The 18,868-nt window shown below is 68.2% G+C and carries 14 protein-coding genes and 1 riboswitch; of the genes, 6 read left to right on the forward strand and 8 right to left on the reverse strand.

Features of this window, described 5'->3' with window-relative positions; translation table 11 throughout:
- Positions 1-52: 52 nt before the first annotated feature.
- Together ACFPME_RS12195 and ACFPME_RS12200 are read left to right on the forward strand one after the other, a co-directional pair.
- On the forward strand, positions 53-682 hold the full coding sequence (locus tag ACFPME_RS12195; RefSeq protein ID WP_377305659.1) for a glutathione S-transferase family protein: 630 nt from the start codon (positions 53-55) through the stop codon (positions 680-682).
- A 4-nt stretch (positions 683-686) separates the two neighbouring features.
- On the forward strand, positions 687-986 hold the full coding sequence (locus ACFPME_RS12200) for a GIY-YIG nuclease family protein (RefSeq protein ID WP_377305662.1): 300 nt from the start codon (positions 687-689) through the stop codon (positions 984-986).
- Here ACFPME_RS12200 and ACFPME_RS12205 read toward each other — a convergent pair.
- The 7 genes from ACFPME_RS12205 to ppc all read right to left on the reverse strand — a co-directional run bounded on the left by ACFPME_RS12205 (position 952) and on the right by ppc (position 13,912).
- Positions 952-2,286 (reverse strand): sensor histidine kinase, encoded by a 1,335-nt coding sequence (locus ACFPME_RS12205; RefSeq protein WP_377305664.1) that lies wholly within the window; start codon positions 2,284-2,286, stop codon positions 952-954. The two genes, ACFPME_RS12200 and ACFPME_RS12205, sit on opposite strands and share 35 nt — an antisense overlap.
- Positions 2,276-3,673, reverse strand: a complete 1,398-nt coding sequence (locus ACFPME_RS12210) for a sigma-54-dependent transcriptional regulator (protein ID WP_377305666.1) — start codon at positions 3,671-3,673, stop codon at positions 2,276-2,278. Before ACFPME_RS12210 ends, ACFPME_RS12205 begins: the two co-directional genes overlap by 11 nt.
- A 104-nt stretch (positions 3,674-3,777) precedes the next feature.
- The gene (locus ACFPME_RS12215) at positions 3,778-6,222 is read right to left on the reverse strand and encodes an ADOP family duplicated permease (protein ID WP_377305668.1); all 2,445 of its coding nucleotides are present in this window, start codon (positions 6,220-6,222) and stop codon (positions 3,778-3,780) included.
- Between the two features lie 68 nt (positions 6,223-6,290).
- Positions 6,291-8,771, reverse strand: coding sequence for an ABC transporter permease (locus ACFPME_RS12220; protein WP_377305670.1), 2,481 nt, complete (start codon positions 8,769-8,771; stop codon positions 6,291-6,293).
- Positions 8,768-9,532: an ABC transporter ATP-binding protein gene (locus tag ACFPME_RS12225; RefSeq protein ID WP_377305672.1), complete on the reverse strand. Its 765-nt coding sequence runs from the start codon at positions 9,530-9,532 to the stop codon at positions 8,768-8,770. Before ACFPME_RS12225 ends, ACFPME_RS12220 begins: the two co-directional genes overlap by 4 nt.
- A gap of 198 nt (positions 9,533-9,730) precedes the next feature.
- The gene (locus tag ACFPME_RS12230) at positions 9,731-10,984 is read right to left on the reverse strand and encodes an efflux RND transporter periplasmic adaptor subunit (RefSeq protein WP_377305674.1); all 1,254 of its coding nucleotides are present in this window, start codon (positions 10,982-10,984) and stop codon (positions 9,731-9,733) included.
- Between the two features lie 222 nt (positions 10,985-11,206).
- Positions 11,207-13,912, reverse strand: coding sequence for a phosphoenolpyruvate carboxylase (gene ppc, locus ACFPME_RS12235; protein WP_377305676.1), 2,706 nt, complete (start codon positions 13,910-13,912; stop codon positions 11,207-11,209).
- 96 nt (positions 13,913-14,008) lie between these two features.
- Positions 14,009-14,107: riboswitch (S-adenosyl-L-homocysteine riboswitch) on the forward strand.
- 37 nt (positions 14,108-14,144) lie between these two features.
- Between ppc and ahcY the strand changes: the two genes are divergently transcribed.
- Complete coding sequence (gene ahcY, locus ACFPME_RS12240) at positions 14,145-15,587, forward strand: adenosylhomocysteinase (RefSeq protein WP_377305678.1); 1,443 nt, start codon at positions 14,145-14,147, stop codon at positions 15,585-15,587.
- 74 nt (positions 15,588-15,661) lie between these two features.
- Here the strand turns inward: ahcY and ACFPME_RS12245 are convergent, their stop codons facing one another.
- Positions 15,662-16,216 (reverse strand): DUF3228 family protein, encoded by a 555-nt coding sequence (locus ACFPME_RS12245; protein ID WP_377305680.1) that lies wholly within the window; start codon positions 16,214-16,216, stop codon positions 15,662-15,664.
- Between the two features lie 209 nt (positions 16,217-16,425).
- On the opposite strand from ACFPME_RS12245, the gene metF reads away from it, so the two are divergent.
- From metF to ACFPME_RS12260, 3 genes are all read left to right on the forward strand, one after another.
- Positions 16,426-17,250, forward strand: a complete 825-nt coding sequence (gene metF, locus ACFPME_RS12250; protein WP_377305682.1) for a methylenetetrahydrofolate reductase [NAD(P)H] — start codon at positions 16,426-16,428, stop codon at positions 17,248-17,250.
- A 25-nt stretch (positions 17,251-17,275) separates the two neighbouring features.
- A complete protein-coding gene (locus ACFPME_RS12255) occupies positions 17,276-17,845 on the forward strand; it encodes a DUF4124 domain-containing protein (RefSeq protein WP_377305684.1) in 570 nt (189 codons plus the stop codon).
- 79 nt (positions 17,846-17,924) lie between these two features.
- Positions 17,925-18,842, forward strand: a complete 918-nt coding sequence (locus tag ACFPME_RS12260) for a branched-chain amino acid transaminase (protein WP_377305686.1) — start codon at positions 17,925-17,927, stop codon at positions 18,840-18,842.
- Positions 18,843-18,868: the final 26 nt, after the last annotated feature.

Genomic DNA, 18,868 nt, shown 5'->3' on the forward strand with positions numbered 1-18,868 from the left:
AGCGCGCGGCGACGCGGCGTATGATCCGCGCATCAACCCGCGGATGATCACCATGTACACGCTGTACTACAGCCCCGGTTCGGCCAACATGCTGGTGCATCTGGTGCTGCTGGAATGCGGCGCGCCCTGCACGCTCGTACGGGTGGACCTCGACGCCGGCGAGCAGCGCAGCGCGGCCTATCTTGCGTTGAATCCGAACGGTGTGGTGCCCACCCTGGTGATCGATGGCGTGCCTCACGGCGAAGCCGCCGCGCTGGCGATGTTGCTGCTGGAGCGGCATCCGGATGCGGCGTTGGCGCCGGCGCCGGGCGATCCGGGGCGGGCGGATTACCTGCAGTGGATGTTGTGCCTGGCCAACTCGCAGCAGCCGCTGTTCCGGCAGTGGTTCTATCCGGGCGACCATCTCCCCGCCGCTGCCGACAACATCAAGGAAGCCGCCCGCATCGGCATCGAGGCGGGCTGGTCGCGCCTGAACGCGCACCTCGCCACGCATGGCCCGTATCTGCTCGGCGAAAGCTTCAGCGTGGTCGACCTGTACGCGTTGATGCTGATGCGCTGGTCGCGCAACATGCCGCGCCCGGCAACGAACTGGCCGCACCTCGCCGAACTGGCCACCCGGCTGAAATCGCGCCGTTCATGGAAACAACTGTGCGACGCCGAGGGTCTGGTCGAATGGGCCTGAGCGGATGAGCGCCGCACCCGGCGCCGATGCCTGGGCCGTGTATCTGCTGGAATGCGCCGATGGCCGCGTCTACACCGGCATCGCCCGCGATCCCGAACAACGCTACGCGAAGCACCTGGCCGGCAAGGGGGCACGCTTCACCCGCTCCAATCCGCCGCGCCGCTTGCTGGGCTGGGTATGGGTTGCCGGCCACGGGGACGCACTGCGTCTGGAGATTGCATGGAAGCGGTTGCCGCGCGACCAGCGCATCGCCGCGCTGCATGCGGGCCTCAAACCTCCATCGGCAGCCACAGTTGCGCGATGACGCCGGGTGCGTCGCTGCGCGCGGAAAGGCTGACGCCGCCTTCGTGGGCTTCGGCGATCTGCCGAACCAGCGCGAGGCCGATGCCTGAACCGCCCGGCTTGGTGGTGAAGAACGGTACGAACAGATTGTCGCTGCCGGGAAGGCCGGGGCCATCGTCGAGTATTTCGATCACTGCCCGCTCGCCCTCGGCGCGCCAACGCGTCACGACCCGCCCGCCAGTCATCGAGCTTGCTTCGACGGCGTTGCGCAACAGGTTGATCAGAGCCTGTTCGAGCTGATCGGGATCAGCCTGCACCGGCAGCGGCGCGTTTGCCTCCACGTGCACGTCCATGCGCTGCTCCAGCCGCGCCACCGTCTGCACCAGTGCGGCCAGATCAAGCTCGCGCTTCTGCGGCGTCGGCAGCGCGGCAAGCCGGCTGTAGCCGGCAAGGAAGCGGGCCAGCGATTCGGCGCGATTGCCGATGACCTGCAGGCCGCTGCGCGCATCCTCGCGCCAGTCATCGGCCAACGGCTCGCGTGCGATCACGGCGGTCAGCGTGCCGGCCAGCGAGTGGATCGAAGCCAGCGAGTTGTTGACCTCGTGGCCGAGCACGCGCAGCAGGCGCTGCCAGGCTTGACGCTCTTCTTCGCGCAGCACGCGGCCGACGTCATTGATCACCAGCAACTGGCCGCTGCGGCCCTCGTTGCGCAGCGGAGCATGGCGGATATCGAAGCGGCCGCTGCGACCGGGGAACGTGTGCTTGACGACGCACGCACCCGGTGCGGCCAGAAGTGCGTCGAGCGCAAGCTCGCTGGCCTGCTGCCCGATCAGGTTGCGCGGGTCACCGGCCAGCAGACGCTGCGCCGCCGGGTTGAGCAGACGCAGCCGCGCGTCGTGATCGAAGACAAGCACCGCGCTGTCCAGTGCGGCCAGCGTCTTGCCGAGCAGGCGCGCGGAATCCTCGAACTGCAGGCGCTCCTTCTGCAGCCGATCGGCCAGCGCGTTGACGTCGTAGATCGCGTCGCCAAGCACACCGCCCTGCACGCCGCGCATGCTGTAGTCGCCCTCGCGCAACGCTTCCAGCAAGCCGGCCAGGGTGTACAGCGGATACACCACGCGGCGGTGCTGCCAGCGTGCGATCAGGGCGGTGATTGCGATCAGGACGATGGCCAGGAGCCAGCACAGCGCCTGATCCGGAGCACCCAGCAGCAGCAACGCCGCCACGCAGGCCAGCGCCGGCAACGCCACCAGCCACGCACCCATCAGCACGCGGCGCTCGAACGCCGGCATGCGGGCGCGACGGCGTGAATCAATCGGCATCGTCGGCCGCGGGGTCGCGCAGTGAATGCTTTTCCAGACGCCGGTACAACGTCTGCCGCGTGATGCCAAGCGCCTCGGCGGCGTGCTGCAGGTTGCCGTGATGACGTTCCAGCGCACGTCGCACCAGGTGTGCCTCGGCCTGATCGATGGTCATGCCGTCGATGTCCTGCGCGGATTCCGCTCCCGTCGAACCGGGACCGAATGCCAGCGCCGAGTCGCCGATCAGGTCGTGCTCGGCGAGCAAGGCAGCCCGCTCCATCAGGTGACCGAGTTCGCGCACGTTGCCCGGCCAGCGCCACGCCAGCAACGCGCGCTCGGCCGACGGCGCCAGCCGCAAATCGTGGCGGCCATAGCGCGCGGCGCTGCGTTCGAGGAAGCTGCGCGCCAACGGCAGGATGTCGGCGCTGCGCTCGCGCAGCGGCGGCAGGCGGATCTCCAGCGTGTTGAGCCGGTACAGCAGATCCTTGCGGAAGCGGCCCGCCTCCACTTCGACGGCGAGATCGGCATTGGTCGCCGAGACCAGCCGCACGTCGGTGTTCTGCGTGCGCGACGAACCGAGCCGCTCGAACTCGCCGTCCTCCAGCACGCGCAGCAATTTCGGTTGCTGCGACGGCGGCACGTTACCGACCTCATCGAGAAACAGCGTGCCGCCGTCGGCCAGCTCGAAACGGCCGATGCGTTCGCTCTTCGCGTCGGTGTACGCGCCGCGCACGTGGCCGAACATTTCCGACTCGAACACGTTTTCCGCGATGCCGCCCATGTTGACCTTGACCAGTGCCTTCGCCGCGCGGCGCGACTGCGCATGCAGCTGCTGCGCGATGACACCCTTGCCGGTGCCGTTCTCGCCCAGCACCAGCACGTTGGCGTCGCTGGGCGCGACCCGCGCCACCAGCTCCATCACCCGCCGCATTGCCGGCGACTCGGCAATCAGCACGTCGCTGCCGCCGCGCAGCAGCGCGTTCTCCGCCTCCAGCCGCCGCTGCCGGCGGGCAGCCTCGCCCAGCGCAATCTGGGTGCGCACGATGCTGAGCAGGCGCGCGTTGTCCCACGGCTTCTCGATGAAATCACCGGCGCCACGGCGCAACGCATCCACCACCAGCGGCACGTTGCCCCATGCCGTCATCACCACCACCGGCAACTCCGGCGCGTGCTGGCGCAGCTGGTCGAGAAGCGCCAGACCCTCTTCACCCGAAGTGGTGTCGCGGGTGTAGTTGAGGTCGATCAGTGCGCAATGGAAATCGCGCTGGCGTACCGCCTCCAGCACCGCGGTCGGGCCGTTCACACCGACGCTGGCGAGGCCCTCGGACTTCAGCAGAAGGCGCAGCGCCTCGCGCACGTCGGCCTGGTCGTCGGCGAGCAGCACGGTGGGGTTCGATTCGCGCGTCATGTCGTTCCGTTCGATGGTTCCAGCCTTGTCCGTTCAAGCATACCTGTGGCCGCGGCTTCAGCCGCGATGCCCTTCGACACGATGCGCCGCGACGGAGGCATTTTTCATTCCCCGCGCAACGCGCGCATCGGATGGACCCGGCCTGCCCGCAAAGCCGGCAACAGGCAGGCCAGCAGGCCGGCGGCGGCGAGCACCGCGCAGACGCCCAGCACCACCACCGGATCGAAGGCGTTGCTGCGGCCGAGCAGCGTCATCAGCAGCACAGCCACGGCGTGCGATGCGCCCAGCGCTATCGCCATGCCAATCGCCAGCCCCGTCGCGATCTGGGTCAAGCCGCCGCGCAATACCAGGCCCAGCAAGCGCCGCGGCGCGGCGCCCAAGGCCATGCGCACGCCGAACTCGCGCTCGCGCGCGGCGACCGCCACCGCCATCACGGCGTACAGGCCCGCCACCGCCAGAAGCAGCGCCAGCGCGGCGAACAAGCCGATCAGCCACAGGCTGAGCCGGGCATTCTGCGTGGTCTGGCGCACGATGCTTTGCATGGCGCGTACGTTCGCGATGGGCTGCCCGGGCGCGACCTGCGCCAGCGCCTCGCGCACGCCGGCCTGCCAGTCGTCCATCGGGTTGCCGTGTCCGCGCAAGGCGAAGCGCAGCGGCTCCATGTCGCGGATGATCGTCATCGACGGATCGGGCATCTGCGCCAGCGGTATGTACAGCACCGGCTGCAGTGGCTGCAGCGGCCCGCGCTGATAGGTGGCACCCACCACGCCGACGATGCGCAGCGGCCATACGCCGTCACCCTCACGCGGCACGTCGATCATCTTGCCCACCGCGCGACCACCGTAATACGTGTCGGCCAGATCCTGACTGACAATGACGACCCGTTCGCTGCCGGCCGCGTCGGCGCGCCTGAAGTCGCGCCCGTCACGCAAGGGGATGAAGAACAGCTTGAGGAAACCCGGCCCGATGCCGTGGTACTGCGCCACGAACTCCTTGCCGTCCGGCGTCCGCGGGTTTGTCTGGAGTTGCCCGTACAAGTCGTTGCTGGCGGGCAAGTTGGTGGTCACCGCAGCATCGGTGACGCCGGGTATCGCCTGCAGCCGCTGCACCAGCCGCTGCGCCAGGACATTTATCGCGGCCACGTCCGGATAGACGGCGCGCACCGGCGCCAACTCGAAGGTGAGCACATGGTCGGCGGAAAAACCCAGCCGCAGTTGCGAGGCATCGTAGAGCCCGTGCATGAACACGCCGGCCGCGCACAACAGCACCGCCGCAAGCGCCACCTGCGCCACTACCAGCAGGCGGCCCAGCCGACCGCTGCGCAGGCCCGCACCGCTGCGGCCGCCCTCGCGCAATTCGTCCACCGTGGTCGCACTGCGGCTGCGCCACAGCGCCAATACCGCCGCCAACAGCGCGCCCAGCAGGCCCACGCCGAACGCCGACGCCCATGCCGCCGCGCCGATGCGCAGCTGGCCGCCCCACAACCATTCGGCAGGGATGAAGCCTTGCAGGAAGGCCAGGCCCACCACGGCAAGCGCCATGCCCAGCAGGGCGCCGACGCCGCCCACCAGCAAGCCTTCGCCCAGCGCCGGCAGCATAAGGCGCGGCCACGATGCGCCCAACGCGCTGCGCACCGCGGCGTCGTGGTTGCGCGACAACGCACGCAGCAGCATCAGGTTGGTCAGGTTGACCAGCGCGATCAACAGCACCAGCAGCGCGCTGGCCAGGAACAACAGCAGCATCGGCCGCGCATCCTGCTGCACGGTCGAGGCCAGTCCTTCCGCGCCGAAGCGCGGCTTCTGCCAGTTGCCGCCCATGCCCATGTCGCGATACATCGCGCGCTCGCGCGCATCGACCTGTGCCGATACCGCGGCGAGGTCGGCGCCGCGCGCCAGCCGCGCGATCGCGACGGTGCCATTGTGGTTGTAGTCGCGGCTTGCTTGCGGCAGCGCCATCGGCAGCACCACGTCGCCGGCGCCGAGCACGGTGTTGAAGCCGGCCGGCAGCACGCCGACGATGGTGCGCGGCACGCCTTCCACGCGCAGGCTGCGACCGATGACATGGGTATCGCCGGCATAGCTGCGCTGCCAGAAACCATGCCCGAGGATGACGGCGGGCGGGCCGCCCGGACGATCCTCCTGCGCGTCGAAGTTGCGTCCCAGCACCGGCTGCAGGTCCAGCGTGGGCAGCATGCCGCGGTCGATATAGATCACCGGCACCTGCGCCGGCGCGCCTTCCCCGGCGACGTTCACCGTCGAACCGGGCCGTTCGAGGCCCAGCGACGTCACGCCGCCGAGCTTGTCCAGGTACTGGTATTCGTGCGGCGAGATGCCGCCGGGATGGCCGTTGTCGTGCAACTGGCCCAACACCGCCAGTTGCTCCGGCTGCGGCACCGGCAGCGGCCGCCACAAGGTGTTGCCGATCAGTGTGACCACCGCCACGCTGGCGCCGATGCCCAGCGCCAGCACGCCAGCCGCCAGCAGAAGGAAGCCAGGGCGGCGCAGGCTGGCGCGCCAGGCGCGCCCGATTTCGGAAAGCCAGATGTTCATGCGTGATGTCCAGCGAAAGCGATGTGCAAGCCTCGATGAGTCCGGCTTTCCGATGTGGCATTCATTGCCTACTCCCCGCGCAAGGCACGCATCGGCGGTACGCGCGCCGCGCGCGCCGCAGGGATCAGGCACGCGAGCAGGCCCGCCAGGGCGAGCACCGCGCATACGCCCGCCAGCGCTAAGGGGTCGAAGACGCTGCGGCCGATTTCCTCGATCGCCGCGCCGAGCACCCGCGACAGTGCGAGCGTGAGGCCCACACCCAGCAGCATGCCCATCGCGATCTGCGCGATGGCCCCGCGCAGCACCAGGCGAACCATGCCCAGCGGTGGTGCGCCCAAGGCCATGCGCACGCCGAATTCGCGCGCACGCGCGGCCACGGCGACGGTCATCACCGCATACATGCCGGCCGCGGCGAGCCCCAGCGCCACCACGGCGAACAGGCCGATCAGGAACAGGTCGCGGCGCGTATCGCTGGTTGTGGCGCGCACGATGTCGTCCATCGTCGACACGGTGGCAATCGGTTGTTCCGGCGCTACGGCGGCGACAGCCGCATGAACGGCCTGGCGATAACGGTTGGGGTCGCCGTGCACGCGCAGCGCGAAACGCAGCGGCTGGAAGGAACGGAACACCTGCACGATGTGCTCGGGCATCTGCGCCAGGGGGAGATAGAGAAACCCGCGCTTCAAGCTGTCCAGCGGACCGAACTGCCGCGTGTCGCCGACCACGCCGATGATGCGTGCGGTGACCGGATGCATGGTCGGATCGTCGGCCATGGCCTTGCCGCCCGGGTATCCGCTGTAGTCGTTGACGACGATCTCCCTGCCTACGGCATGGCCGTCGTACTGCTGATCGGCCAGCGTCTGGTTCACGATCGCGACCGGCTCGGCACCGGCCACATCAGTCGCATCGAAGGAACGCCCCTCGCGCACGGGCATGTGGAACACGGAGAAGAACTCGCTGCTGACACCCCGGAGCTGCGGGCTGGGATGCAGGTAACCGCGTCCCGGGAGGTGGATGCCGCCCATGTTGAACTGCTGCTCGAACCCGCCCGCGGGCAGACCATTGGTGACGGCGACGCGGTCCACGCCCGGTAGGGCGTGGAGACTTTGCAACAGTCGTTGCACCAGGTCGCGGGCGGAAGCATGGGGGTTGTCGCCATGAACCGGCGCCAGATCGAAGGTGAGGATGTGATCGCTGGCAAAACCCAACGGCGTACGCGCCGCGTCGTAGAGCGCATGCAGGAACAGGCCCGCTCCGCACATCAGGCAGGTCGCCAGGACCATCTGCGCGATCACCAGCCCCCGGCCCAGGCGTCCGCTGCGGCGACTGGCACTGCGGCCGCCTTCATGCAACGCCTCCTGCACCGAGGCCGTGGCCAGCCCGCGCCAGGCACCGAACGCGGCGGCGGCGAGCGCACCCGGCACGGCGATCGCCAGCGCCAGCAGCGCCACGGCCCAAGGCTTGTGCAGCGACTGGCCGAGGGTCCACTCGGCCGGCACGTAACCGCTGAACAACGACAGGCCGATCGCAGCCAGACCCAGGCCGGCGATGGCACCGCCCGCGCCAATCAGCATACCTTCCGCGCACGCCGGCAACGCCAGGCGCCATGCCGGCGCGCCCAGCGCATGGCGCACGATCGCGTCGTGCCGGCGCGACAGTGTGCGCAACAGCATCAGGTTGCCCAGATTGACCAGCGCGATCAGCAGCACGCACAGGGCGCTGGCCAGGAACAGCATCATCGCGGGGCGCTGCTGCTGATGCAGCGCGGCCCTCAGCGGCACGCTGCCGAAGCGCACCTTGTCGAGGTAGTCCCGTTGCGGACCGGAAGCATCGGCATAGAGCGCGCGCATGGCCGCATCTACCTGTGCGTCCACCACTGCGGCCGCGCTTGCCGAGGCGAGTCGCGCGATCGCGAAAAAGTCGCCACCGTCGTCGTAGGTATGTGGCGCCAGCGCCAACGGCAGCATGATGTCGCCCGCGCCGAACTGGTCGAAACTGGCCGGCAACACGCCCACGATCGTGCGCGCAACGCCTTCGACCCGCAGGGTGCGGCCGAGTACGGGCTGCGCGCCGTAACGACGGCGCCAGAAGCCTTCGGCGAGGATCACCGCCTTCGGTCCACCCGGGCTATCTTCCTGCGCCGAGAAGCCGCGACCCAGCCGCATCCGCACACCGAGCACGGGGAGCAGGCCCCGATCGGCCAGGAACGCGCTTATCTGCTCCGGCGCACCGTCGCCGGCCACATTCACCGCCTGCAGGTCACCCTTGATCAGGCCGATGGCAGTAATACCGCGGATGGACTGCACATGCTGGTACTCCCGGGGTGACAGGATGCCCAGCAGTTGCCCATCGCGTTGCGGCCCCAGCACGACCAGGCGTTCGGGTGCGGCATAAGGCAAGGGCTGCAGCAGCACGTCGTCGATCAGCACAAACACGGCCGTGCTGGCGCCGATGCCCAGCGCCAGCACGCCGGCCGCCAGCAGCAGGAAACCTGGCCGTCGCAGGCTCGCGCGCCACGCACGCCAGATCTCGGCCAGCCAGATGTTCATGCATCGACCTCCACGCGGCCGCCGATCAGCGTGTCCAGCCGCCGCTCGTCCTCGCGGCGCAGGCGGTCGTAGGTTTCCTCGTCGACCACGCGGCCGTCGAACAGGCGGATCTTGCGCCGGGCCAGTTCGGCGTAGCGGGCGTCATGGGTGACCATGCAGATGGTGGCGCCGCCCTTGTGCAGTTCGTCGAGCAGCGCCATCACGGCCTCGCCGTTGCGCGAGTCGAGGTTGCCGGTGGGCTCGTCGGCGAGCAGGATCGCCGGCTTGCCGACGAGCGCGCGGGCCACCGCCACGCGCTGCTGCTGGCCACCGGAAAGTTGCGCGGGGTAATGCCGCATGCGGTGCGCCATGCCGACGCGCTCGAGTGCTTCCTGCACCCGCTCGCGCCGTTCGGCAGCACCGATGCCGTTGCGATAGGTCAGCGGCAGCTCGACGTTCTCCTGCACGCTGAGGTCGCCGATCAGGTTGAACGCCTGGAAGATGAAGCCGATCTCGGCGTTGCGGATGCGTGCGCGCTCGGCCGCGTTGAGCGCAGCCACGTCGTGGCCGTTGAGCACGTAGCTGCCGGCGCTGGCGGTATCGAGCAGGCCGAGGATCGACAGCAGCGTGGTCTTGCCGCAGCCGGAAGGGCCGGAGATGGAGACGTACTCGCCGCGGCCGATGTCCAGATGCACGTCGCTCAGCGCGTGGGTTTCCACCTCATCGGCCTGGAACACCTTGCGGATGCCATCGAGGGCGATCACGGATGTCGGTTCGTTCATGCGGTTGTCCTGTTGAAGAAAAAATCCGGAATGGCCCTGACCGTTTCGCCATCGTTCCGGCCAACGCGGGAATTCATGGTCGGGCGTCGTGGACGGGCAAGATGGATGTCCAGTTCCGCTGTTGAAAAGTCGCCTCCCGCGTTCGCGGGAACGACGGCATGGAAGAACCGTTCCCAAGGCGCAGGAAACCCCGCGCAGTCAGCGCACGCGCAGGCGATCATATTTGTCCCATTGGCTGGTATCGGAAAGGATCACCCGGTCGCCCGGCTGCAGGCCCTGCAGCAGTTGCACGCGGTCGACCGAGGCGGCGCCCACGCGCACCTTCACACGGGTGGCGGTACTGCCGGCGGCATCCAGGCGGAACAGGGCCACTTCGCTGTTCGCCTCCACCTGGGCGGGTCGGCCCAATGACAGTACCTGGTCGAGCTTCGCGATGCGGATGCGGCCGTCCACCGACAGGTCCGGCCGCGCACCGGCCGGCAGCGCACCGATCGGAGTCACGTCCACCTGTACGCTGCCATCGACCACCGCCGGATCGATCCGCGTGACGCTGCCGTCGATCATGCCGTTATACGTGTTGACCTGGGCGGACATGCCCAGCGCGACGTCCTTGGCCTGCACCTCGGGCACGCGCAGCCGCGCGATCAGCACGTCGCCGCGGGCCACCCGAGCCAGATTGCCGCCGGCGGCGATCTGCTGGCCTTCCTGCACTGCCATCTGCTGAAGCACGCCGGCGATGCCGGCGCGTACGTCGAGCGCATCGGACTGACGCTGGCGCAGGGTCAGGTTGCTGCGCTGCAGTTGCAGCTCGGCCTGCACGGCGGCCATTTGCGCCATGATGCCGGCACCGAACGTCTGCACGCGCTGCTGCTCGATCTCGGCGCGATGGCGCAGCTGGTCGAGGGCGATCTGTTCCTGCTCGTACTGCACGCGCGGAATCAGGTTCTTCGCCATCGCCTTGGCATCGGCTGCGCTCTTCACCTTGGCCGAGGCGTAATCCGCCTGTGCCTGCGCCAGCGAGGAGCGTTCGTCCAGCAACTGCGATTGCAGCTCCGCGTGCTTGGCCGCGACCCGCGCCTCGGCGGCGGCGACCTGGGCCTGCGCATTGCGTACGTCGTTCTCCACCTGGGGACTGACCAGACGCAGCAGTACCGTATCGGGTTCGACATGGGTTCCGGGCCACGCTTCGATTTTCGCCACCTGCGCGCTGGTCTGCGCCGCCAGCCAGTGGATGTCGCGCGGCACCAGGGTGCCCGGCGCACGCACCTCGCGCAGCATGTCGCCGCGCTGCACGGTGTCGATCCACAGGCTCGAACGCTCCGCCACCGGCAAGGCCGGCCCAAGGCTGGCCGCGCCGACAGCGAGGCCGGCGAGCAACAGCACGAGGGCACCGATGGCGATCTGCCTGCGGCGGCGTCTGCGCCGGGCGGCGAGGGGGTTGGCGATATCCATGGGCCAGATGGAGCAAGGCCCGTGCCACGCGCGCAAGTGGTTGTGGCGCAACGGATCGAGCAGGCAACAACGCGGCGGCGCCGTTCGACTGCGGACAGCAGCGTCCGGAGTCGTACCGCCGCATGCAGGAGCTCGCTCGCGATGCTCCTGCATGCGGGATTCGGAACAGCATCCCCGGGCGGCCCCGACCGGCGCGCGCGGGATGGAATCGACAACCCGGTGTCAGCCGGTATTCTGCAGGCCTTGCGCGACGCCGTTGACGCAGGCGACCAATGCCTGCAGCAAGGCCTCGTCGCTGCCCTTGCCTTCGCGCCAGCGTTGCAACAGATCGACTTGCAACAGGCTCATCGGATCGACATACGGGTTGCGCAGGCGGATCGACGCGGCAAGGCGCGGATCGCCTTGCAACAACGCATCGCTGCGCTTGAGGCGCAGCAGCCAGTGATGGGTGCGCCGGAATTCGTCGCGGATCAGGCCGAAGAACTCGCCATGCAGCGGGCCGGACAGTTTCGAAAACGCTTCGGCGATGTCCAGGTCGCATTTGGCCAGTACCATCTCGACGTCATCCAGCACGTTGCTGAAGAATGGCCAATCACGCGCCATCTCCACCAGCGCTTCCTCGCCGAACTGCCCGACCCCTTGTTCCAATGCGCTGCCGAGGCCGTACCAGCCGGGCAGGATGGAGCGGCACTGGGTCCACGCGAACACCCACGGGATCGCCCGCAGGTCCTGCACCCCGCGCATGCTGCGACGACTGGCCGGGCGCGAGCCCAGGGTCATTCTCTCGATCACGTCGATCGGCGTGGCGGTGCGGAAGTAGTCGACGAAATGCTCGTGTTCGACGAAGGCGCGATAGGTGTTGCGGCTGCTCGCGGACAACGCGTTCATCTGTTCGCGCCAGCGCTCCTCGCGCGGCTCGGTCTCGCGCGGACGCAGCGAGGCGCGCAGCACGGCGCCGACGGTCTGCTCCAGGTTGCGCAGCGCCAGCGCGCGGATGCCGTATTTGCGATGGATCACCTCGCCCTGCTCGGTCACCCGGAGCACGCCGGCCACCGCGCCGCGCGGCGACGACATCAGCGCCGGCGTGATGCGTGCGCCGCCGCGGCTGGCCGAGCCGCCGCGGCCGTGGAAGAACGCCAGCTGGATGCCTGCGGCATTCGCCACTTCGAGCAACTCCACCTGGGCGCGCTGCAGGCCCCAACGCGACGCCAGCGTGCCGCCATCCTTGCCGCTGTCGGAATAGCCGAGCATCACCCATTGCTGGTTGCCGCGCGCGGCCAGATGCTGCCGGTAGACCGGGTCGTCCAGCAGCGCGCGCAGCGTGGCGGGCGCGTTCTTCAGATCGTCGACGGTCTCGAACAACGGCGCGATATTGAGCGGCACGCTGGCGTTCTCGACCAGGCCTCCGTAGCGTGCCAATGCCAGTACCGCCAGCACGTCGGCGGCCGAACGCGCCATGCTGATGATGTACAGGCCGACCGCTTCGCTGCCGTAGCGACGGCGGGCGTCGCCCAGGGTGGCGAACACGTCGTATAGCGAGGTGACCACCTCGGCATGGCTGATCGGGAACAGCGCCTTGCCGCTGGCATAGCCGCGAAGCTGCCGGACGCGCTCGGCGGACGCCAGCTGCGGCCACGCCGGGTTGTCCAGCAGCGCGGCCAGCGCGTCGTCATGCACGCGTGAATCCTGCCGCACGTCCAGTCGGGCCAGGTGCAGGCCGAAGGTGCGAACGCGGCGAATCAGTCGCTGCACCGCGTACGCGCCGGCGTGCAGGCCGCGATGATCGACCAGGCTGCGGGCGATCAGCTGCAGATCGTCCAGCAGTTCGGCCGCGGCCGTATAGCCTTCCGAATGATCGTCGACCAGGGTCGCTTCAAGGCGCGCGCCGATCACGGTGAGCAGGCTGCGATACGGCATGTCCGCGTGTCGTGGCCGTACCTTGGCGACGGCGGCCGGAAAGCGGACACGGTAGTCGCCAAGCCGTTGCTGGAGGCCGGCGGCGACCTCGACGCGGCCCTCGGTCTGGCTGAGCAGGCGCGCCAGCACGGCCACGTCCGCCTGGTAATGCTCGATCACCTGCGCCCGCTGGGTTGCCAGGCTGGCGGCGATGGTGTCTGCACCGACGTTGGGATTGCCATCCATGTCGCCGCCGACCCAGGTGGCGAAGCCGAGCAGCTGCGGCAGTTCCGCCGCGATCCCGTAGACCGCCTGAAGCGCCTCGGCCAGCGCCTCGAACAGTGTGGGCACGATGCGGTAGATCGGGTTGGCGAGATAGAAGCCGACGTGATGATGCTCGTCCTGCACGGTGGGCCGCACCGACGAGGCTTCGGCGGTCTGCCAGCCGGCGGAGAGCGCCATGTAGATGCGGTCGCCGTCCTCCTTGCGCTCCTGCGGCGTGCGCTGCGGGTCGAACCCGTCGATCAGCGAGCGCACGATCGCCTGTTCCTTTTCCAGCAGCGAGCGGCGCACCGCCTCGGTCGGATGCGCGGTGAACACCGGCTCGACCCACAGCCGGTCGAGCCAGCGGAGCAGTTCATCCGCGCCCACGCCTTCGGCCTTGAGCCGGCTGAACACGTCGAGCAGCGATTCCGGTTGTGGCGCGCTGCCCTCGCGCTGGTAGTCGCGGCGGCGACGGATGCGATGCACCTGCTCAGCCGTATTCACCGCCTGGAAATAGGTGGCGAATGCCCGCGCCAGGGCCTCGGCGTGCGCGGCGTCGAGGCCGGCCAGCGAGCCGGCGAGTTCGTCCACCGAGGCGCCTTCGTGGCGGCGCCGGATCGCGGCGGTACGCACCTGCTCGACCCGCTCGAAGAACGCCTCGCCGCCCTGCTCGGCCAGCATCCGCCCCACCATTGCACCGAGCCGGCTGACGTCCTCGCGCAGGGGGCCATCGGGCGGCAGGAACTCGGCTTCGCGGTTCTCTTCCATGCAGGCGCTCCGGTGCTTGGTGAATGGCCAGCCTAGCGAATTGCGCGGCGGGAGGCATCACTCGCCGTCTCCCGCTACAATCACCAGCTTGTACTGCCCGCCGAGGGGCGCTGCGACCGTTCGACCGCGGATCCTTCCGTGGTCAGAAACCGGCCAGGCTCGGCGCGGCACGTTCCACAACGGCGCCCGGTTGTTTTTACGCGAAGCGATTCGCAATAAACCGGAGATACGCATGAACGCCGTCACCAAAGAAGCTGCCATCCACGACTACAAGATCCGCGACCTGTCGCTTGCCGACTTTGGCCGCAAGGAACTGGACATCGCCGAGCACGAGATGCCGGGCCTGATGTCGATCCGCAAGAAGCACGCCGCCACGTTGCCGCTGAAGGGCGTGCGCGTGACCGGCTCGCTGCACATGACGATCCAGACCGCGGTGCTGATCGAGACGCTGAAGGACATCGGCGCCGACGTGCGCTGGGCCTCGTGCAACATCTTCTCGACCCAGGACCACGCCGCCGCCGCGATCGCCGCCACCGGCACGCCGGTGTTCGCCTGGAAGGGCGAGACGCTGGAAGAGTATTGGGACTGCACGCTGGATGCGCTGTCCTTCCCCGACGGCAAGGGCGGTTTCCTTGGGCCCCAGCTGGTGGTCGACGACGGCGGCGACGTGACGCTGCTGATCCACAAGGGCTACGAGCTGGAGAACGGTTCGAAGTGGGTGGACGAGAAGGCCTCCTCGCACGAGGAACAAGTGATCAAGAACCTGCTCAAGCGCGTGCACAGCGAGCGTCCGGGTTACTGGCACGCCGTGGTGAAGGGCTGGAAGGGCGTCTCCGAGGAGACCACCACCGGCGTGCACCGCCTGTACCAGCTGGCCGAGGCGAAGTCGCTGCTGGTCCCCGCGATCAACGTCAACGATTCGGTCACCAAGTCGAAGTTCGACAACCTGTACGGTTGCCGCGAATCGCTGGCCGATGGCCTGAAGCGCGCGATGGACGTGATGCTGGCCGGCAAGGTCGCCGTGGTGTGCGGCTACGGCGACGTCGGCAAGGGCTGCGCCCATTCGCTGCGTGCCTACGGCTCGCGCGTCGTCGTCACCGAGATCGACCCGATCAACGCGCTGCAGGCGGCGATGGAAGGCTTCGAGGTCAACACCGTCGAATCGACCTTGGGCCGCGGCGACATCTACGTCACCACCACCGGCAACAAGGACGTGCTGACGCTGGAGCACCTGAAGTCGATGAAGGACCAGGCGATCGTCTGCAACATCGGCCACTTCGACAACGAGATCCAGGTCGATGCGCTGAACACGATGGCCGGCGTCACCAAACTCAACATCAAGCCGCAGGTGGACAAGTACACCTTCGCCGACGGCCGCGCGATCTTCCTGCTCGCCGAAGGCCGCCTGGTCAACCTTGGCTGCGCCACCGGCCATCCGAGTTTCGTGATGTCCAACTCGTTCGCCAACCAGACCCTGGCGCAGATCGAGCTGTGGGCGAACAAGGACAAGTACGAAAACAAGGTCTACATCCTGCCGAAGAAACTCGACGAGGAAGTCGCGCGCCTGCACCTGGAGAAGATCGGCGTGAAGCTGACCACGCTGACGAAGGAGCAGGCCGGCTACCTCGGCGTGCCGGTGGAAGGCCCGTACAAGCCGGAACATTACCGCTACTGAGTCGCGCGAAGCTTGTGCTGCATCAGACGGGCGCCGAAAGGCGCCCGTTTTTTCATTGGCGCATGCCGCTTCGGTCAGGGTCGCCAGTTGGCGTGGCTCTCCCAGAACGCCACGCTGCGCCGGTAGGCTTTCCGGTCCAGCGGCACGCCCGAGCCGCCCTCTTCCACGCCCAGTGCATTGCGCATCATGGTGATCGGCGCCATCGGGATCTCTTCCGGCTCCATCGTGTACAGGCAGCCCACCACGCCCCAGTCGCCGTCGACGGGCGCACCTTCCTTCGCCAGCTGTTCACGGCTGTAGAGGATGGGCATGATGTAACGCGCCACCGGCGCCTCCACACCCTCGAACCAACGCACCAGCACCGGCAGCTCTTCGGATGAGCGCGCCTCGTAGCCGCTACGCAGCCGATGGCGATTTTCGTCGGTGATCGGCACCGCATGGCAGCGGGTGGACGTCCAGTTGGCGTGCACATGCAGTTTGCAGAACGGCGCATAGCCATCGAGCACCTTCAACGGCTGGTGATCGTTCAGATGGAGCTCGAACGCCTCCGCCGTGCAATCCTGGATAGCGTTGCCGCGCCGGTCGCGGGGAAACAGGCGGGTACGGGCGAAGGGCGTGAGAACGATCATGGACGGCCTGGACGGGAAACCCGCACAGGGTAGCGCTTCGCACTCTCCGCAGGCCGCGGCCCCACGATTCGGTCGATAGTGGCCAGCGAGCCGATTCAAGGAGCCGCCAGGTGACGGCCGAGGGATGATCGCCGAGACCCTTCTCTTATATCGCTTCATCGCGACATGGAGATATATACTTGCCGCCATCGTCCACCTGGAACCCAGCGATGCCGGCCATCAGCTTTGAGTTTTTCCCGCCCAAGACCGACGAACAGCGCACGCAACTGGATCGCGCCGCCCAGGTATTGAAGGCGCACCGGCCGGAATACGCCTCGGTCACCTTCGGCGCCGGCGGGTCCACGCTCAGCTACACCGGCGACACCGTGGCCCGGCTGCACACCCAACACGGACTGCATGTGGCGCCGCACCTGTCGTGCGTGGGGGGCACTCGCGCCGAGCTGGCCGAGTTGCTCGACGGCTATCGCACGGCGGGCTACCGGCGCATCGTGGCGCTGCGCGGCGACATGCCCTCGGGCATGGCCACCGCCGGCGATTTTCGCTACGCGGCCGAGCTGGTGCAGTTCATCCGGGCGCACAGCGGCGACCATTTCCACATCGAGGTCGCGGCCTATCCGGAAACCCATCCGCAGGCGGACGACGCACTGCGCGACCTGCAGCACTTCAAGGCGAAGATCGACGCCGGTGCGAACGGCGCGATCACCCAGTATTTTTTCAACCCCGACGCTTATTTCCGCTTCGTCGACGACGTGCAGAAGCTGGGCGTCAACGTGCCGATCGTGCCCGGCATCATGCCGATTTCCAACTACGGCCAGCTGAAGCGCTTCTCGGACATGTGCGGCGCGGAGATCCCGCGCTGGATCGCCAAGCGCATGCAGGCGCATGGCGACGATGCCGAATCGATTCGCGCGCTCGGCGCCGAGGTGGTGGCGCAGCTGTGCCGACGGCTGCTCGATGGCGGTGCACCGGGCCTGCATTTCTACACGCTCAACCGCGCTCGCGCGACGCAAATGGTGCTGCAGCAACTTTTCTGAGGCAGGGCGCGGGTATGCTGCGTTGATGTCTCGGTCGACCGCCCTGTTGTGCCTCGCTCTGCTTGTCCGGGCCATGCCGGCCCAGGCGCAGACGGAGATCCATCGCTGCATCGGCCCCCATGGCGGCGCGGTGTTCACCGACCAGCCCTGCGCCGCATTGCAGGCAACGCCGGTCAACCCGAGCGCCGCCCCCGAAGGCGATGCAGCGCCGACGGCACCGCCGCTGGTGCTGTGCGCGGCCAGTCTGGACCATTTGCGCGAAAGCGTGGTCGACGCGTTCGCCAGCCGCGACGCCAACCGGCTGGCGGGGTTGATCCTGTGGAATGGCTATGCTCGTGGCGCGGCGATTGCCGACATCCGCTCGCTCGGCGAGCTGATGAAGCAACCGTTGCTGGACGTCGATATACCCGGCGAGGATGCCGAACCGGCCGCGGCGACGCCCGGCAGCAGCGATCCGTTCGTCGCTGGGCCCGCGCCATCCGCGCCGCCCGCCGATCAGCTGGTGCTGCATACCGCCGGCAGCGGGAATCCGCGCGAAATCCGCTTCGGCATCGCGCGCCAGGCCGGTTGCCTGTGGTTGCGTTACCGCGATTGACCGAACCGGGGATGGCCCCCGGAAAACGCCGCCCGGACGCCGAGCAGCTATCATGGGCGGTCCCCATTGGAGAAGAGACATGGCGCAGCAGTACCCCGACTGGATCTGGCAGAACGGCAGCATCAAGCCATGGGCCGAAGCGACCACGCATGTGATGTCGCACGCGCTGCACTATGGCTCGTCGGTGTTCGAGGGTATCCGCAGCTATGCGACACCCGATGGCGCGGCCATCTTCCGCCTCACCGACCACCTGAACCGGCTGTACCAGTCGGCCAAGATCTACGACATGGTGCTGCCGTATTCCGCCGACGAGCTGGCTGCGGCATGCCGCGCGGTGATCGGCAAGAACGGGCTTGGGGCCGCCTATCTGCGACCGGTCGCGTATCGCGGTCTGGGTGGTTTCGGCTTGTCCGCCGAAACACCGATCGACGTCGCGGTGGCGGCGTGGCCGATGGGCCCGTACCTCGGGCCGGAGGCATTGCAGAATGGCATCGATGCCTGCGTGTCGAGCTGGCAGCGCTTCGCGCCGAACACCATCCCGGCGGGCGCCAAGGCCGGCGGCAACTACCTGTCCGGCCAGCTGATCGCGCGCGAAGCGCGCCGGCTCGGCTTTGGCGAAGGCATCGCGCTGGCTTCCACCGGCCTGCTCAGCGAAGGCGCCGGCGAGAACCTGTTCCTGGTGTTCGACGGCGTGCTGCACACCACGCCGGCCAGCGCCTCGATCCTGGCCGGCATCACCCGCGACACGCTGAAGACGCTGGCGCGCGAGGACGGCATCGAGGTGGTCGAACGCGACATCCCGCGCGAGTACCTCTACCTCGCCGACGAACTGCTGATGTGCGGCACCGCCGCCGAAATCACCCCGATCCGCTCGGTCGACGGCAAGCCGGTCGGCACCGGCAAGGCCGGCCGCGTGACCCTGCGTCTGCAGGAGCTGTTCTTTGGCCTGTTCGAAGGCCGCACCCACGACAAGTGGGGCTGGCTGGAGCAGGTTTGAGCGCGCAACAAGCCGTCCTGACGCAT

Source organism: Rhodanobacter umsongensis (assembly GCF_042654965.1).
Classification (GTDB): Bacteria; Pseudomonadota; Gammaproteobacteria; order Xanthomonadales; family Rhodanobacteraceae; genus Rhodanobacter; species Rhodanobacter umsongensis.

Excerpts from the sequence above, each read along its gene's own strand:
- ACFPME_RS12195 (WP_377305659.1), top strand. The coding sequence starts at position 53 with ATGTACACGCTGTACTACAGCCCCGGTTCGGCCAACATGCTGGTGCAT.
- ACFPME_RS12200 (WP_377305662.1), top strand. The coding sequence starts at position 687 with ATGAGCGCCGCACCCGGCGCCGATGCCTGGGCCGTGTATCTGCTGGAA.
- ACFPME_RS12205 (WP_377305664.1), bottom strand. The coding sequence starts at position 2,286 with ATGCCGATTGATTCACGCCGTCGCGCCCGCATGCCGGCGTTCGAGCGC.
- ACFPME_RS12210 (WP_377305666.1), bottom strand. The coding sequence starts at position 3,673 with ATGACGCGCGAATCGAACCCCACCGTGCTGCTCGCCGACGACCAGGCC.
- ACFPME_RS12215 (WP_377305668.1), bottom strand. The coding sequence starts at position 6,222 with ATGAACATCTGGCTTTCCGAAATCGGGCGCGCCTGGCGCGCCAGCCTG.
- ACFPME_RS12220 (WP_377305670.1), bottom strand. The coding sequence starts at position 8,771 with ATGAACATCTGGCTGGCCGAGATCTGGCGTGCGTGGCGCGCGAGCCTG.
- ACFPME_RS12225 (WP_377305672.1), bottom strand. The coding sequence starts at position 9,532 with ATGAACGAACCGACATCCGTGATCGCCCTCGATGGCATCCGCAAGGTG.
- ACFPME_RS12230 (WP_377305674.1), bottom strand. The coding sequence starts at position 10,984 with ATGGATATCGCCAACCCCCTCGCCGCCCGGCGCAGACGCCGCCGCAGG.
- ppc (WP_377305676.1), bottom strand. The coding sequence starts at position 13,912 with ATGGAAGAGAACCGCGAAGCCGAGTTCCTGCCGCCCGATGGCCCCCTG.
- ahcY (WP_377305678.1), top strand. The coding sequence starts at position 14,145 with ATGAACGCCGTCACCAAAGAAGCTGCCATCCACGACTACAAGATCCGC.
- ACFPME_RS12245 (WP_377305680.1), bottom strand. The coding sequence starts at position 16,216 with ATGATCGTTCTCACGCCCTTCGCCCGTACCCGCCTGTTTCCCCGCGAC.
- metF (WP_377305682.1), top strand. The coding sequence starts at position 16,426 with ATGCCGGCCATCAGCTTTGAGTTTTTCCCGCCCAAGACCGACGAACAG.
- ACFPME_RS12255 (WP_377305684.1), top strand. The coding sequence starts at position 17,276 with ATGTCTCGGTCGACCGCCCTGTTGTGCCTCGCTCTGCTTGTCCGGGCC.
- ACFPME_RS12260 (WP_377305686.1), top strand. The coding sequence starts at position 17,925 with ATGGCGCAGCAGTACCCCGACTGGATCTGGCAGAACGGCAGCATCAAG.